At 62.1% G+C, this 15,789-nt stretch carries 17 protein-coding genes; 4 read left to right on the top strand and 13 right to left on the bottom strand.

Going from position 1 to position 15,789, the window contains the following annotated elements:
- Window positions 1–44 precede the first annotated feature (44 nt).
- From ACSBPU_RS07015 to ACSBPU_RS07000, 4 genes are all read left to right on the top strand, one after another.
- Window positions 45–608, top strand: a complete 564-nt coding sequence (locus ACSBPU_RS07015; RefSeq protein ID WP_442596724.1) for a hypothetical protein — start codon at window positions 45–47, stop codon at window positions 606–608.
- Window positions 609–610: 2 nt separating this feature from the next.
- On the top strand, window positions 611–1,354 hold the full coding sequence (locus ACSBPU_RS07010) for a PIG-L deacetylase family protein (protein ID WP_442596722.1): 744 nt from the start codon (window positions 611–613) through the stop codon (window positions 1,352–1,354).
- Window positions 1,351–2,247 carry a glycosyltransferase family 2 protein gene (locus ACSBPU_RS07005; protein ID WP_442596720.1) on the top strand — a complete coding sequence of 299 codons (897 nt, stop codon included), beginning with the start codon at window positions 1,351–1,353 and terminating at the stop codon, window positions 2,245–2,247. Before ACSBPU_RS07010 ends, ACSBPU_RS07005 begins: the two co-directional genes overlap by 4 nt.
- A 98-nt stretch (window positions 2,248–2,345) precedes the next feature.
- On the top strand, window positions 2,346–3,743 hold the full coding sequence (locus ACSBPU_RS07000) for a UDP-glucose dehydrogenase family protein (protein ID WP_442596718.1): 1,398 nt from the start codon (window positions 2,346–2,348) through the stop codon (window positions 3,741–3,743).
- A gap of 11 nt (window positions 3,744–3,754) precedes the next feature.
- Here ACSBPU_RS07000 and ACSBPU_RS06995 read toward each other — a convergent pair whose 3' ends face one another.
- The 13 genes from ACSBPU_RS06995 to ACSBPU_RS06935 form a co-directional block, all read right to left on the bottom strand.
- Window positions 3,755–4,711, bottom strand: coding sequence for a glycosyltransferase (locus ACSBPU_RS06995; RefSeq protein WP_442596716.1), 957 nt, complete (start codon window positions 4,709–4,711; stop codon window positions 3,755–3,757).
- On the bottom strand, window positions 4,708–5,790 hold the full coding sequence (locus ACSBPU_RS06990) for a glycosyltransferase family 9 protein (RefSeq protein WP_442596714.1): 1,083 nt from the start codon (window positions 5,788–5,790) through the stop codon (window positions 4,708–4,710). Before ACSBPU_RS06990 ends, ACSBPU_RS06995 begins: the two co-directional genes overlap by 4 nt.
- Window positions 5,787–7,517 carry a carbamoyltransferase family protein gene (locus tag ACSBPU_RS06985; protein ID WP_442596712.1) on the bottom strand — a complete coding sequence of 577 codons (1,731 nt, stop codon included), beginning with the start codon at window positions 7,515–7,517 and terminating at the stop codon, window positions 5,787–5,789. The genes ACSBPU_RS06990 and ACSBPU_RS06985 overlap by 4 nt, the downstream gene beginning before the upstream one ends.
- Window positions 7,511–8,638 carry a glycosyltransferase family 9 protein gene (locus ACSBPU_RS06980; protein ID WP_442596710.1) on the bottom strand — a complete coding sequence of 376 codons (1,128 nt, stop codon included), beginning with the start codon at window positions 8,636–8,638 and terminating at the stop codon, window positions 7,511–7,513. The genes ACSBPU_RS06985 and ACSBPU_RS06980 overlap by 7 nt, the downstream gene beginning before the upstream one ends.
- Complete coding sequence (locus ACSBPU_RS06975) at window positions 8,635–9,222, bottom strand: D-glycero-alpha-D-manno-heptose-1,7-bisphosphate 7-phosphatase (RefSeq protein WP_442596708.1); 588 nt, start codon at window positions 9,220–9,222, stop codon at window positions 8,635–8,637. The genes ACSBPU_RS06980 and ACSBPU_RS06975 overlap by 4 nt, the downstream gene beginning before the upstream one ends.
- Window positions 9,213–9,947, bottom strand: a complete 735-nt coding sequence (locus ACSBPU_RS06970; protein ID WP_442596706.1) for an SDR family oxidoreductase — start codon at window positions 9,945–9,947, stop codon at window positions 9,213–9,215. The genes ACSBPU_RS06975 and ACSBPU_RS06970 overlap by 10 nt, the downstream gene beginning before the upstream one ends.
- Window positions 9,948–10,056: 109 nt before the next feature.
- Window positions 10,057–10,350: an alpha/beta fold hydrolase gene (locus ACSBPU_RS06965; RefSeq protein WP_442596703.1), complete on the bottom strand. Its 294-nt coding sequence runs from the start codon at window positions 10,348–10,350 to the stop codon at window positions 10,057–10,059.
- A gap of 96 nt (window positions 10,351–10,446) precedes the next feature.
- Window positions 10,447–11,070 (bottom strand): LysE family translocator, encoded by a 624-nt coding sequence (locus tag ACSBPU_RS06960; protein WP_442596701.1) that lies wholly within the window; start codon window positions 11,068–11,070, stop codon window positions 10,447–10,449.
- A gap of 115 nt (window positions 11,071–11,185) precedes the next feature.
- A complete protein-coding gene (locus tag ACSBPU_RS06955) occupies window positions 11,186–11,893 on the bottom strand; it encodes a hypothetical protein (RefSeq protein WP_442596698.1) in 708 nt (235 codons plus the stop codon).
- Window positions 11,890–12,879, bottom strand: coding sequence for a Bug family tripartite tricarboxylate transporter substrate binding protein (locus ACSBPU_RS06950; RefSeq protein ID WP_442596696.1), 990 nt, complete (start codon window positions 12,877–12,879; stop codon window positions 11,890–11,892). The genes ACSBPU_RS06955 and ACSBPU_RS06950 overlap by 4 nt, the downstream gene beginning before the upstream one ends.
- Window positions 12,880–12,912: 33 nt before the next feature.
- Complete coding sequence (locus ACSBPU_RS06945) at window positions 12,913–13,920, bottom strand: Ldh family oxidoreductase (RefSeq protein WP_442596694.1); 1,008 nt, start codon at window positions 13,918–13,920, stop codon at window positions 12,913–12,915.
- Window positions 13,921–13,928: 8 nt separating this feature from the next.
- Window positions 13,929–14,807 (bottom strand): amidohydrolase family protein, encoded by an 879-nt coding sequence (locus ACSBPU_RS06940; RefSeq protein WP_442596692.1) that lies wholly within the window; start codon window positions 14,805–14,807, stop codon window positions 13,929–13,931.
- Window positions 14,794–15,768 (bottom strand): Bug family tripartite tricarboxylate transporter substrate binding protein, encoded by a 975-nt coding sequence (locus tag ACSBPU_RS06935; RefSeq protein ID WP_442596690.1) that lies wholly within the window; start codon window positions 15,766–15,768, stop codon window positions 14,794–14,796. The genes ACSBPU_RS06940 and ACSBPU_RS06935 overlap by 14 nt, the downstream gene beginning before the upstream one ends.
- Window positions 15,769–15,789: the final 21 nt, after the last annotated feature.

The raw sequence follows: 15,789 nt of genomic DNA, 5'->3' as shown, positions 1-15,789 counted from the left end.
GCAAGTTATGGAGACAGGCACGACATTGACATATGGAGGTGTCTATGAGCAGCAAGGCAATTTCACTCTCGATTGCCGAATGGCCCGAAGATGCGAAGGAAGCGGCGCAGCTTGTCGTCGACCAGTATGGCGAGCCCGACGAAGTGACCGAGAGCTGGGTCGTCTGGCATGAGCCGGGCCCCTGGAAACGCATCATCGCTTCCAGGGAAGTGCATAACCATAATTTTCCGGCGCCCCATCTGGATTCGGTCGAATCGGTGATCGACTATCGGTTTCCGGACGAAAAGGCGAGAGAGGTATACCTGTTCGACGGGAGCGTCGTCATCAATCGCAGCAAAGGCGAGGTGTCCGCACGCTGCCATGACGAGCAGGCGAACTTTCTTGCGCTGAACCTCATGCACGACGTCGCGACCGGAGCCAAGACCATGCAGCAGGCGCGTGATTACTATGCCAAGGAGTTTCTCGACTACCGCCGCAAGAAGCCCACGCCCTACATGGAAAAGCTGCATTTCACGCCTCCCAAGGGCGGCACGGCGGACCCCGATAGCCGCGTCCTCACGGACGAGGCGCTGCAACAGGCGGTCGATGAAGGCAAGCGCGGCGGTTGACCATGCCTGAGTCCTCATCGCTTGCCTGCGCGGTGGCTCCGGATCCCGTGGCGGACTTCGCGACAGCCCTCAGTCCGCTCATCGTAGTGTCGCCGCACTATGATGATGCCGTGTTCAGTTGCGGGAATCTGCTGTCGGCCATCCCACAAAGCACTGTCATGACGGTCTTTACCGGCCGCCCCCGGGACGCGCGCATACTCACCGACTGGGATCGCCGTTGCGGATTCTCCAGCGCTGGCGAGGCCATGCGGGTGCGGGCGTCGGAAAACCGCGAGGCCCTGGATGCGCTGCGGGCCGTCGGCGTCGATCTGGACTTCCTGGACAGCCAATATGTGCAGCGGCCCGATCATGGGTCGGATTTTCTGGCCGACACGCTGGCGGCCATGATCGCGCAGGCACAGCCCTCTGCCGTGTTCTTCCCCCTTGGACTCTTTCATGAGGACCATGTACGCGTGTCGAATGTCTTGATGCTGATCTGCCACCGGATCCCATCCGTACAATGGTTCGCCTACGAAGACATTCCGTATAGCAAACGTCCCGAACGCGTCGGATCACGGATTGCGGAGCTTCTGGACCGCGGCATCGTGGCCACGCCATCGCATGTTGGCGGCCTGAAGGAAGGCAAGGCTCGCGCGGTAGAGGCGTATCGCAGTCAGTTCCGTGGCTTGGGCTACGACGACGGCCAGCCGGTGCTGCATCAGCATGAGCAATATTGGCGGCTGCAGTGCAATATGGAGTTTCTATGACGCACGATGCGTCGGAGGACGAACTGCGCGTGAGTGTGGTCGTATTGACGCATAACCGCTGCGATGAACTATGCCGGACGCTCGACCGGCTTCAGGCACTGCCGGAACGCGTGCCCCTCATCGTGGTCGACAATGCGAGCACGGACCATACCGCCGAACGGCTCGCCGCCCTCTACCCGGGCATTACTATTGTCAGATCAGAGCGCAACCTTGGGGCAGCGGGGCGCAATCTGGGCGTAGAGCGCGTACGAACGCCATACGTGGCCTTCTGCGACGATGACACCTGGTGGGCGGCGGGCTCGCTGCGCAAAGCGGCGGACTTGCTGGATGCCTGGCCCGAGATCGACATTCTGAACGCGCGCATCGTCGTCGGTCCCGAGGCGCGGCTCGATCCGGCTTGCGCCGCCATGGGGGACAGCCCCTTGGAGCACATGCCCGGCATCGGCCCCCTGTTGACCGGCTTCATGGCGGGCGCAAACGTAATGCGTACGCGCGCATACCGGGAAGCGGGCGGGTACTGGCCACCTTTCTTCATCGGCGGAGAAGAGGCTTTGCTCGCCATGGACGTTCTGGACGCGGGCGGCCGCATCGTCTATGCGCCCGAGCTTCAAGTCCATCACTGGCCCTCCCTTGCGAGGGACAGCGGGCTGCGCCGGAAACTGATCGCACGCAATGCGATATGGACGGCGTGGCTGAGGCTCCCCTGGCCCATGGCGCTGCGGCGAACCACTATTTCCTTGCGCGATGCCTCCCATGCGGGCATGCGCGTCTCCGTCCTGCTCGACGCACTGAAGGGCTGGAACAGCGTGCGCGAACGCCGGCGCATTCTCAAGCCGTCCACACGCGCATTGCTGAAGCGCGTATGGCGGCACGAAACCGCGCAGGCCGGATGATGCTGCGGGCATAACGCTTGCTTCGTTCACGCATCGGACGTAGCGCCCGTGGGCGCCTCTTCCTCGCCACCGCGTAATTTTTACTCAAAGGATTCCGCATGAAGGTCGTCGTCATTGGATCGGGTTACGTTGGCTTGGTCACGGGTTGCTGTCTCGCGGAAGCGGGAAATCAGGTCGTATGCATCGATCACGATGCCGGCAAGGTCGCTACGCTTCGCGCGGGACGGCTGCCGTTTCATGAACCCGGACTGGACGAACTCCTTGGCGCACAGCTGAAGACGGGCAGGCTGAGTTTCGAAACCAGTATTGCGCGTGCCATGCGACACGCCGCCGTCGCCTTCCTGGCGGTCGGCACGCCCTCTCAATCGAACGGCAGCGCCAATCTGGAGAACCTGCTCAACTGCGTCCACGAACTGGCGGATACGGCGTTCGAGGACTGCACCATCGTTGTGAAGTCGACCGTGCCGATCGGCACGGGCGACCGTATCGAAAAACTGCTGAATGCAAAGCATGGCGCATCCGCCGGCCAGCCCTGGGTGCGTGTCGCATCGAATCCGGAATTCCTCGCGGAAGGACGGGCCATCCAGGACTTCCGGCATCCCAGCCGTATCGTGATCGGCGCCAATGACGCGCGCTCGGCCGACGTACTGGCTGAACTCTACGCGCCATTCAGCGGGCAAGGTGATCGCCTGATGCTCATGGATCGGCGCAGCGCGGAGTTCGCCAAATATGCCTGCAACGCAATGCTGGCCGCGCGAATATCGATGATCAATGAACTGGCCGGGCTGGCCGGCAGCCTGGGCGCCGACATAGAGTCCATTTGCAGCGTGCTGAAAAGCGATACCCGCATCGGGGCGGGCTATCTGCACCCCGGGGCAGGCTATGGCGGCTCTTGCCTGCCCAAGGACTTGCGCGCATTGATCAATACCGCTCGGGAAGCAGGCGAACCGGCATACATGCTGCGCAGCATCCAGCGGGTCAACCTGCAGCAAGGACAGCGGTTGCTTGCCGCCATTCAGGACCATTTCGGCGGCAAGCTGCGCCACAGGCGCATCGCGATATGGGGGCTTTCCTTCAAGCCGGGCACGGACGATGTGCGTTCGGCCCCCAGCCTTGCTCTCGCGCGCGGGCTGCTCGAAGAAGGCGCCATGGTATCCGCGTATGATCCGGTCGCCATGAATGCCGCGCGCCAAGCGCTGGGCGATACGCCCGCGGTGTTCGGCGACTCGGCCCTCAGCGTTTGCGAAAATGCCGATGCGCTGGTGCTGATGACGGAATGGGAAGAATTCAAGACGCCCGACTTCGGCGCCGTGGCGGCCCGTCTTCGAGGCCGCATGATCTTCGATGCCCGGGGCATCTATCACGCCTCCGCGCTGCAACGGCACGGGTTGCGATGCCATCGCCTGGGAGAAAGGACGGAAGGCCCGCCGGCGTGCGAACCCATCCGGCTTCGGCAAACCGCGGCAACGCATGCCGAGCCGCGACCCCTTGGGTAGCACGGCTCGCGTCAGCGTCTGCCGGTGAGGTCTGCAAGCAGGCGTTCCCAGTCCGCCACGAAACGCGCCATGCCGAAACGTTCGCGCGCCGTCCGCTGAGCGGCGGCGCCCCACTTCCGGGCCAGGCCGGGATCGGCGAGCAACTGGCGCGATACATCGAGCAGCGCCGAGGGGCGATTGTCCACGTAGCCGTTGACGCCATTCTCGATGACATGGGGAAGCTCGGTGGCGGCAATACCCAGCACCGGCATCCCGGCCATCATCGCTTCCACCAGCGACAGCCCAAGGCTGGCGTATCGGATCGGCGTAAAGAAGAACCGGTACCGAGCCATGAACGCCGGCACCTCCATGTTGGCGACTTCGCCCTTGCCGCCCCTCATGGTTTCGGAACCCATGCCGATCAAGTCCAGCGGCATGTGCGCATGCGCCCATTCATAGATGTCGGCACCGACACGCCGTCCGCGGGAACCGAGATTATTGATCACCACGATGCCGCGTTCCAGTTCGCCGATGTAGTGAACGCCCGGCGACTCTGGCACCCCGTGCTCGATAACGGCAATGGGCATGTCGCCCGCGTCCCACATCAAGGCGTTGTAATGCGTCACGTGCACGAGCACGCCCCGGTCATGCCGGAAAACATGGCGCGTATTGGTGGGATGCGGCTCGGGCGGATTGTGTTCGATATAGACGCTGGGGAGATTGCGCTGCTCGGGGGACAGCAACTGGAGACTGTCGTGTTCGAAGACGGGACGCGACTGATAGATGATGCAATCGAACTGCTGCTCGCGCAGTTGATCCGCAGGTACCATGCGCACGTTGCTTCCCCAGGGTATCTTGGTCCCAAGCGACGCATAGCCGGGCCGATTGTCGGGCATGACCGGCACGATGAACTGCAGCGGCAACTGCGTCAGGGAATACAGGTAGTTTCCATGCACGTGCCAAGTCAGTATGCGCAAGGTATCAGTCATGGACGATCTCCGGAGTTCAGGCGCCTGACCGCTTCAGCCATCACATGGTCGACCTCGACGCCCAGTGCGCAAGGGTGCCCGACAGGACATTCGTCATAAGCACAGGGCCGGCATGCCATGGGGGTATGAAGAACAGTGTGCCGCTGCGTGTCCAGGGGCGCCCATCTGGCCACATCGCTGCCCGAGGCGATGACGACACTGGGCAAATGCACGCTGGCCGCCACGTGCGAGATTCCCGTGTCGTTGCATACCAGCAAGCGCCCGCGCTGCAGCAGGCTGGCCAGGCCGCCGAGCGACGTTTCTCCGCACAAATCGACACAGGGCCGATCCATGGCAGCTTTCAAGCGCTGCGCCAACGGAGCTTCGCCCTTGCTGCCCGTGATGGCAATTTGCCACCCCGCATCGGCAAGCGCCCCCGCAACCTCGGCATAGCGCTCGAGCGGCCAGCGGCGCGACGCCAGCCTCGCGCCCGGATGTATGAATACGGTTCGGTCGAGATCCAACCCCAACCGGGACGCCAGCGCATCCCCTTCCGCATGGTCCGATGCGCTGATCGGCAATTCCAGATCGTCGTCCTCGGCGTCCACGCCGATGTGCGCGAGCAAAGCCAGATACCGGTGGATCTCATGCAGATGATCCGGCCAGGGCAGGAAGCGGCCTGGAACCGCTTGTTCGGTTGCGGGAACGAAGCCCGCCCACTGCGCGGGCTCCATCGCCCGCACGATGTCATTGGATTGCTGACCGCTGCCGTGCAGTTGCAACACCAAGTCAAACGTCCGTTCCCGCATATCGCGATAGAAGCCAGGCAAGGCGTCTCCGTGTACCGGCTGTTCCGGAAACGCAGGATCGCCGGGAAAGATCACCAGTTCGTCCAGATACGCCGGAAAATGCCGCAACACCGGTGTCGCGCTTTCCAGACCCACCAGGGTGATGCGGGCATCCGGCAGCTTGCGGCGCAAAGCGCGCAGCGCCGGAATCGCGCACAGCATGTCACCCAGATTCAATGCGCGGAACACCGCTACCTTGCTTAGCCTGCCTTCCCAGTCTATGGGGACGGCGGCGCGTGCGTCCTTCATCATGTCTTCTCTACGAGATAGCTTCCTATGAACAAGGCATCCAGGGGCGACGTCCAGAACGACTCCAGGGCATCGCGCGGGCTGCATACGACCGGTTCTCCCCGCGTGTTGAACGATGTGTTCACCAGCACGGGCACGCCCGTCCGCGCCTCGAACGTCGTCAGCAACTGATGCAGCAGAGGATGCTGCTGCGCATTCACGGTCTGGACCCGGGCCGTCCCATCGGTATGGCGCACCGCCGGTATCCGGTCCGCCTTGTCCGGCAGCACATCGAATACGAACAGCATGAAAGGCGCCTGGATCCGTTCTTTTCCATGGCTGTCGAACCATAGATGCGCTCGCTCTTCGAGCACGACGGGCGCGACCGGCCTGAAGTCCTCTCTGTCCTTGAGCTCATTCAGGCGTGACTGCATGGCGCTGTTGCGGGGCGAGGCGAGAATCGAACGCGCGCCCAGCGCCCTGGGGCCGAACTCCATCCGCCCCTGGAACCAGCCAATGACTTTCTCGTCTGCGAGCATCTCGGCCGCGGTTTCCGCAACGTTGGAAAGCTTCTGGTGTTTGACACCGGAACGCGTCAGGAACCTGCCGATTTCCTCGTCATCGTAAGAAGGACCGAGATAGGCGTGGTCCATGACCCATTCCGGCCGATCGGCTCCGCGCTCGTGCTGGTCTGTCCATAACGCGGCTCCCAAGGCAGTGCCCGCATCGCCCGCGGCCGGCTGCACCCATACGCTGTCGAACGGTCCTTCGTCGGCAAGGCGCGCATTCAAGACGCAGTTCAGCGCCACGCCGCCAGCCATGCAAAGCTGTCGCGAACGCGTCTGGCCATGTAGCCAGCCGGCCATCTCCATGACGGTTTCCTCGAGCACCTTTTGCAATGAATGCGCGATGTCCATGTGCCGGGGCAGAAAATCCGTTCCGCGCAAACGGGCCGGCCCGAAGACTTCTTCCCACTTGCAGGGATGCAGCGTGTAGCCGCCTTCGCCATCGTATTGCAAGATGCGGCGGAATTCGTCGATATAGGCTGCTTGCCCATACGAAGCCAATGCCATGACTTTATATTCATCGGAGGAATGGAGAAAACCCAGATATCGCGTTACGTCTTCATACAACAGCCCCAAGGAATGCGGCAGGAACACCTGCTTGATACGCTCATAGCGTCCATCATTGAAATGGCCATAGCTGGTGGTGGTCCGCTCGCCCCGGCCGTCCATGGTAAGGACCGCCGACTCTTCGTACGGCGCCGCCATGAACGCGCTGGCCTCATGGCAAAGATGATGCTCAAGAAAGCGCCAGCGCGCGAGCACATGCTGCAGGGTGGCCGAACGGAACCGATCCTGAAGATGCAGGGGTACCCCGCTGACCAATTGACGCGGCGCATTCACGATATAAGAAAGAAACAGTCCGTCCCAGGGGGATCCGGGCCCCCTCCATTCGGCCGACGGCTCCAGCGGCAGCTCGATCCGGCCGCCAGGCGCGATATCGTCCTTGAGCAGCGCCGGATCGAAGGCGTAGGCGATGTGGTCGACGTCCGCCAGTTCGCAGCCCGCCTGGGCCAGACAATAGTCGATGGAGTAATAAGGCAGTTGCCACGTGGAGAACGGCACGGGGCGCTTGCCGTGCTTGACGCGAGTGAAGCGCTCCTCCTCCACTGCCGCCAACACTTCGCCATCACGCACAATGGCGGCGGAACAGTCATGAAACGTTGCGTTGATGCCCAGAGTCAGCATGCGGTTTTCTCCAATTCAGACCGCCCCGGCGGCTCGGTGGTGTTCGGGGTGCTTTCCGCCAGCAGCTCCAGTACCGCCTCGCACACCGTTGCGGGCGCAACCTTTCGCAAGCAGTCGTTATGCCCCTCGGGGCATACGCTGCGGTAGCAATACTTGCACGGCACATCGTGGTAAAGAACCCGATGGCGCACCATCCATGGCGTATGCTGCGGGTTGGTCAAGGCATAAAGGTCGACCACGGGCGTACCCAGGGCGGCCGCCAGGTGCACCGGCCCTGAATTATTGGACAACAACAACGCTGCATCTTCGATCAGGCATGCGAGCTCTCCCAGGCTCAGGGTTCCCGCAAGGTCGACGATCGGTGCGCTGTCTTTGCACATCGTGCTTATCTCGGCTGTCAGCGCCTTCTCCGACGCACTTCCGGTCAGCACCACCGTGCCGGCGCGCCCGCCCAACATGCGCAACACCTGGGCAAAGTGGCCGGGCGGATAGCGCCGGGACGCCGCCGTCGCGCCGCAATGCGAGACGATCCATGCGTCCGTGGGACCCAGTCCGCGCGCATCCAGCTTCTCCCGCAGGCTTTGTCGGTCGCTGTCTCGCGTTGCAAAGACCAGCTTCTGTTCGTCGCTGACGGCTCCCGCCACTTCGACCAGATCGAGTTGCCGACGTGTTTCATGTCGCGTTCGCTGATGAGGCTCCGTTTCAGGCTGCCAGTCCGACAGCAGACGATAGGGATTCTCCCGGCAGTGCGCCAGCACCCTCGGGATGCCGGCCAGCCGGCACATCAGCGCAGCGGGTAAAGGACTTTGGCTGTAGACGGTAAAGATGACCGCCGCATCGAACTTCGCCTCGCGCAATGTGCGCAATACACGCGCCTCCGCTTCAGGATCATCGCTATCATTCTTTACCCAGGGCGCGTCGTAGGCAATGACTTCGTCCACGTCGGGAAGATAAGCGGCCAGCGCCGCCCCTGCGGGCGAAGCCAGCAGGCTGATATGCCGTCCGGGGCCGGCCTGCTTCAAGGCATGTATGGCCGGGGTCGTCATAAGGACATCACCCACGTTGTCCAGCCGGATGCATAGAATCTTGCGCACCTGCTGCCAGTTCGATGCGGAATTCATGCGTGGGCTCCCTCGGCACACTCAAACGAGTCCGCCACAATGCGGCTTGCCGCCGCCAAGTCCGGCACCCTGTGATGCGGAACCCGCCACTCGCCCGCCTTCCACTCCGTTTCATTGCCGTTGTCGATCAGCACGGTACGGCATCCGGCACGGCGCCCGGCTTCGATATCGTCCAGGATATCGCCCACGAACCACGAGCGGCCCAGATCGATGCCGTGCTCCTTGGCTGCGGCCAACAGCAGGCCTGGCGCAGGTTTGCGGCAGACGCACGGAACGGCATGGGCGGGCAAGAAAGCCTGTGGAAGATGAGGGCAATAATAAAAGCCGGCAAGCGCTGCTCCCTCTTCCTCGAACATAGAGGCAAGCCGTTGCCGCACTGCCTGCAGCGCTTCCAGACCGAACATGCCCCGCGCAATGCCGGGTTGGTTCGTAATGATGATCAGCGGCAGCCCCAGCGTGGCCAGGCGAGCCACTCCTTGGCGCGCACCCGGCGCAAACGCCATGCGCGCCGGATCCACGTTATAAGGAACATCCTGCAGCACGGTCCCGTCTTTGTCCAGGAACACGGCCGGTGTCAAGGCCATGATGTTTCCTTCATGGGCAGCACCATGACCTCCGGTATGACCGTTTGTGGAGGTTGCGTCAACACGAACTTCACCGCCCTGGCGACATTATGCGGGTCCTGCAGCAACTCCACGTCGATATCGGGAAACCGGTCAAGCAGAAAAGGCGTGCGCATTCCCCCCGCGATGACGGCCGACACCTTGATGCCGACGCCACGCAATTCGGCATGCAGGGCATGCGTGAGCCCCATCAAACCCCATTTGCTCGCATGATAGGCGCTTGCATTCGGCCAGGCGCGACGCGCCGCCGTGGAAGCGATGTTGACGACATGTCCGCCCGGCGCCAAGTGGGAGAGGCCGTGCTTGGTCAATAAGAATGGTCCGGTAAGATTGGTCGCCATGACGCGGTGCCAGTCCTCCGACTTCATTTCGCGTATGCCTATCGTGACATCGACGCCCGCATTGTTGATGATGGCATCGAGACGGCCGAACCGCTCGACGACATTCTCCAGGCTGTCGATGATGGCTTGCTCGTCGCCGACATCCATCGTGAACGCTTGTGCCGTGCCTCCGGCCTGGCTGATTTCATCGGCCACCGCATGTGCGGAGACTTCGTTGATATCGACCACCGCCACGTGGGCTCCGTCATGCGCCAGCGTGCTGCAGACGGCGGCGCCCAGCCCGCTGCCTCCTCCCGTCACCAGCACCACGCGTCCAGCAAGGCTTTCGTAATCGTAAGCGTCCATTATCACTCCAGAGGGTCGAGAGACAAAAGACGGCAACCCGGAAGACCGGGGCCGTCGCCATCATGGAGGGACGGCATGCAAGTTGCATGCCTGCTGAGCCAACCGAAGCCTAGGCCGATGCAGTGAAATGCTGTTCGAATAGCGCGACAGTCCTGGCAAGGGCTTCCGGTGTGCCGGTGCCATGGTGTGTGGCGCAACGGGCATCCGGCATCAATGCATGGACCGCATCCAGATACTGGTAAAGCATGTCGTCGGCAGCGCACGTCAGCAAGGTCGGTACCGACACCAAAGGCAATCTGGCGCGTTTATCGTGGCCGAGCGCAGCCCGATAAGGCAAGTGAAAACTGCGCGCCGCCTTCAGGACCTCGACTACTTTGTCATGCAGCGCATCGGCGTCAGGCAAGCCCGTTGGCCTGCGGTGCGCTTTATCCTTACGGCAGAGCCCGGGGTCAGACCCCGTACGGGGTCTGACCCCAAAAGGGACGCCCCATGACGGCACCTACCGGCTGCCGGCAATCCGTAGGCCGAGCGCAACCAGTGCCGCCCCCATCAGCGCATCGATGGGACGGCGAACACGGGCATAAACCGACCGCACACGGGCGACGGAAAAGAACGACGCAAGCAGACATAGCCAGATACCCGTAATGCCGCCCACCAAAGCAACAACGGCGACATATACCCAGGATGGGGCTCCAACCGGCAGCAAGGAAACGAAAAGCGTGGCGAAGAAAGTCGCTGTCTTGGGGTTCGTGATGCCAACTAGAAATCCCCGCCGCCACGCCTGTCCAGTGCCCATTCCAGATGCTTGAGTGATATGTGGCTGCCCTTTTCCACTTTTGAACGCCCCAATCAGCATCCGCAACCCCAGATAGGCCAGGTATGCCGCACCCGCCATGCTGATAAGCTCGTACAGCCAGAACAATTCCTTGATAAGCAGTCCGACGCCCAGGATGGCCAGGGTGGCCCATATGATTACGGCACTGGTAATGCCCAGCCCTACTAAAACGCCGGATCGCCGGTCGTTCAAGGCAACCGATGTGACCGCCACGAAGTCCGGACCTGGACTTGCGCAGGCAAACAGGATGATGCCGGCAAGGGCCAGTAGTTGCGATAGATATTCCATATGGTTCGTGGTGTTTGGAGTGTTGCTCGTGCTTTCTCATCGTAGGGGGTCAGACCCCGTATGGGGTCTGACCCCAAAAGGGACACCGCGCCAAAGCCCCGATTTTATACGCCAATCAGGCCGCTTGCTCGGGTGAGGATGCCTTTCGGCGCGGCACGATCGTCGGGACAAACGTATCGGCGGACAGCTCATTCAACATCGCCGGCATCTTCGCAATCCTGCGTCGCCTCTGGTCTATCCAGTGATTCACGATATCGGGATCGTATCGATCAAAGCTATAGAGCTCCAGGGACTCGCGCCGCGGCTCCGCATGAGCGCCGTCGGCGATACCAAAGCGATTGGGCACCGCTTGATAAAGCTGCCCCGCGCGAGCATACGGCTGCTCTAGAAAATCAACCAGCAACGCTGCGAGACCGGCGTCGTGCTCCGGCGCGGAATCGTCGCAACTCGATCGCACCAGCAGCAAGGCGGCCTCACGCTCGACGGGCAGCGTTTCGCGGCTCCATAGCAGCTTGTAGTTCGTTCTGCGCCGCATCTGATACAGCGTTCTCAAGTATCGCGACCATGGCGTGGGCGCATCGACGATCGCCTGGAAGGGCGCACTCTCCTGGACGCGCTCGTCGGCCATTTCGTAGAACACGAGATAACGCAACTGGTTGGGCGTGTATGGCTCCGTGGATTTGAAGCGGCGGGACCCCAGAACGCCCGGCACGCCCAGCACCACGTCGGTATGCTCATAGTTGTACCAAGCATCCATGGCCTCTTCGTAGGCGGGTTCCAAATGCAGCCATAAGGTCAACAGGCCTTTAGTTTCCATTGTCATTGCGTGTCCTTGCCCATGCCCGCCGCCGCGATGATTTCGCCCCAGCGGTCGTGTTCCGATACCTGAAATGCATCCAGCTCTTCCGGCGACGTCGGAAACGCGATCATGCCGGTGCTTTTGAAGTATTCCCTGGCTTTGTCCGATCCCAATGCGTCCCGCAACAAGCCATTGAGCTTGTCAACGACGGACCGCGGAGTGTTTGCCGGCGCCCAAGCCGCAATCCAGGAGCCGAAATTGTCATAGCCGTTCAAGCCGGACTCCTCCAAAGTGGGAAGCCCCGGCGCTTGCTCCAGGCGCTCCGTGGAGGTGACGGCCAGGGCGCGCAGTTTGCCCGCGGCGACATGCGGCAGGTTGGTGGGCACGTCTCCGATGGTCATGGTGATACGGCCGCCGATCAGATCCATGGTGGCTTGCGGATTCGACTTGTACCCCACCGTCAAGATGTCGACCTCGGCCAACTGCTTGAACAGTTCCGAACCGATGCGCGAGGTGGTGCTGCCCCATCCGGACGTCAGCTTGCCGGGATTCGCCTTGGCATCCGCGATAAGATCGGCAAGCGACTTGTAGGGCGAGGAAACATTGACAAACACGCCTGTCGGATTCTTGACGATTCCGGTGAGCGGTGTGAAGTCCGTCCGGTAGTTGTACGGCACCTCTTTGTACAGAAACTCGTTCGCGCCTTGCTGCCCGGTGCCAAACAGCAGGGTGTAGCCATCGGGCTTCTCCTTCATGACATGCGCCGCGGCGATCATCCCGGCAGCCCCGGGCCTGGTTTCAACGATGAACGGCTGCCCCGTCGCCGCGGCCATATGCTCGCCCAGCACGCGCGCGAGTCCGTCAACCGTGCCGGCGCAACATGAAACGATGCGCACTGGCTGCGAGGGGAATCCCCCTGCAGCGTGCGCGTGCTTTCCGACATCGGAGAATACCAACGCGCCGAACAAAAGCGCGGTGCCAAGCGCTCGATTATTTATCGTGTAAAACATGAGTTGTCTCCATCTTGATCTTTCCCGCTGTACCTAACCACCTGAACCTTGGGCCAAATTCCGCAAGGCGATCATCACGGCCTCGTCGATGACGATGCCCGCCTCGGTATTCCTTTCGCGCTCTTGCCGGGAGCGCTCTGAAGGCAGGCGTATTTCGTGGACGCCTGGCTGCATGGGAACGGCTTTGATCCGAGCCAATGAATCGCTCAGCGAACGGCGATATTCTTCGAGCGGCAACAAGAGGTCGGGCTTGATGGCCATGAGCAGATATCCCGCATGCTCTTCATGGTCATCGCCCGACCCGGCAAGCACACCCAAGGCCTGCATCGCCAGGCCGAGGGCAAAGCCTTTATGGCCGCCGAATGGCAGCACGGCTCCCAGGCTCGCCAGGATCGGATCCCGCGTAGGCGCACCCTCCGCATCGATCGCCACGCCTTCGGGAAGCATCTCGCCGCGCCGTGCGCGCAACGCCAGGTCGGTGAACATGAGCGCCGAAGTGCCGAGATCGATCACAAAAGGCGCGTTCTCGGTCGGAAAGCCGAACGAAATGGGATTCGTGCCGATCGCCGCGCGCGTGGCGCCGGGAGGAGCCACTTGAGGCCGGGAACTGACCGTATGAATGCCGATGAGACCCGCGTTGGCGAGCATCTCGACATAGTAGCTTCCCCGGCCACTCATCCAGGTATGGCTGGCGCCCACGATGGCAAACCCATGAGCGCTCGCTTTCTCGATGGCGATCTGGGTAGCGTGATGCAGGACGAGCATGCCGTTATGCCCTCCGCCATGCAAACGAGTGGACACCGGTGTTTCGTGCAGCACACGCATGGGGCACGCGCCCGGACGCCCGCGCAATTGCTCCGCAAGATTAAGTATCTTGGGCAGGCCCGAGTATTCGTATCCGCATAGCGCCGCATCGACCATATGGTCCGCCAGTACTTGCGCTTCGCTGGCCGTGTAGCCCAGGCCCAGCAATGCGCTTCGCGAAAGCTCGCAAGCCTCGCCGGGCGTCAGCCGGACCCGGCTCGATGAATTGTTATCCATGTCGGCCCTCATTGGTCAACGGAGAAGCCGAACCAGCGACTGGGGGTCTCCCACAGTACCTTATGCCGGTCAGCATGCTCCGGCAGCCAGCGCTCCAGCAGCTTGGCTCCGGGACCATAATCCATGCGCTTCGGCACGCGCACGAAAGGCCAGTCGGATCCCCATACACAGCATTCGAGCGTGAAGGCGTCGATGAGAGCCTCGATATAGGGTTCCGTGTCGCGATACGGCCATGATTGCCGCGAATAGCGGAAAGCGCCCGACAGCTTTATCAGCGCCGTGCCGCCGCGCCCGAGCTCGAGCAACGCCTGGAACCCCGGCTGGGCCACGCCCAGCGATGGGTCGGGACAACCGCAGTGGTCGACCACGATCCTCACCCCCGCCTTGTGCAGGATCGGGAGCAATCGGACCAGTCCGTCATCATGGTAGTAGATCTGGGCGAACCAGCCGTGAGCCTTGATCCGCTGCAGCAAGCGCTCGCCGGCGGCTCCGTGCAGCGAAGTCGACCCCGCGAAAAGGGTATTGAAACGGGCGCCGATGACACCGCCGTCGGTGAGCCGCTGAAAGGCGGCGTCGTCCGTATCATGCCCGACCAGGGCCACGCCCTTGTAGCGCCCAGCGGAACCCTCGATGGCATCCAGCATGCACCGGTTGTCTGTCGCATAGCCTGCGAACGGATTCACCAGCAGCGCATGCGTGAATCCGTGGGCGTCCAGGGTGGTACGAAGCTCGTAAGCCGTCCCGCATTCATTGGCCTGGGGTGCATAGCCTTCCGGATTCGACAGTGGGAAGCGCTCGACGTCCAGGACATGCACATGGCTGTCGACCGCGTAGCGTCCCGCGTCCGGCACGGCCGGATCGCTTCGCATCTGATTATTGAAGTTCAATTCCCGCATCCTTGATCAGTTGTTTGTAATCGGCGATCTCGGCCCTTAAGTAGGGTCCGAACTCCGCCGGCCCCAAGGGTTGAATATCGAAGCCGATCTCGCTCAGGCGCTGACGCAGATCCGGAGTTTCCAGCGCCGCCATGAGCGCATCGGAAATACGCTGAATCGCGTCTGGAGGAGTTCCCGCGGGCGCCAGCAATCCCGTCCAGGCCGACAAATTGAAACCCTTGACCGATTCGCTCATCGCCGGGACATCCGGCAACAAGGGTGAGCGCCGGTCCATGGTGACCGCGAGCAGCCGGGCCTTGCCCGCGTCGACTTGGGGTTTTGCCGTCGCAATGTCAGCGATGAGCACTTGCACATGGTTTCCGGCAAGATCGACCATCGCCTGCGGGCTGGATTTGTATGGAACGCTCAGAATATCCAGCCCTGCGCTGCGCTTGAAAGTCTCCATTCCGACCAAGGTGGCGGCATTGGGAGTGGCATATGCCAGCTTGCCCGGGTTGCTTCTGGCGTAGGCGATGAATTCCGCGAGCGTTTTGGCCGGCACCCCAGGGTGAACGACCAGCAAGAACGGCAGTATCCCGATGCGCGCGACCGGCAGCAGGTCTTTCACCGGGTCATACGGCAGCGTTCGGTACAAACCGGGATTGATGGAATTAACGCTTGCGCCGCCAACGAGTATCGTCATGCCGTTGGGCGCTGCCTTGGCCACATGATCCGCGCCGACCAGCCCATTGGCGCCGGGACGGTTCTCGACGATTATGCCGGTCCCCAGCCGTTCGCTCATGGCGGGCGCTATCAAGCGCGCCACGGTGTCGGTATAGCTGCCCGCCGAGAAAGGAACGACCATGCGGACCGGCTGGGATTCGGCGTGCGCCGGCAGGCCGCACGCATACAGCGACACCACCAGCCCCATCAGGACTCTTTTGACGGGAACACAAGATACACTGAGTTTCATGATGCTCTCCTTATGGAAACC

The organism is Parapusillimonas sp. JC17 (assembly GCF_052180245.1).
Classification (GTDB): Bacteria; Pseudomonadota; Gammaproteobacteria; order Burkholderiales; family Burkholderiaceae_B; genus Parapusillimonas.
This window is presented reverse-complemented; position numbering and strand designations above follow the sequence as displayed.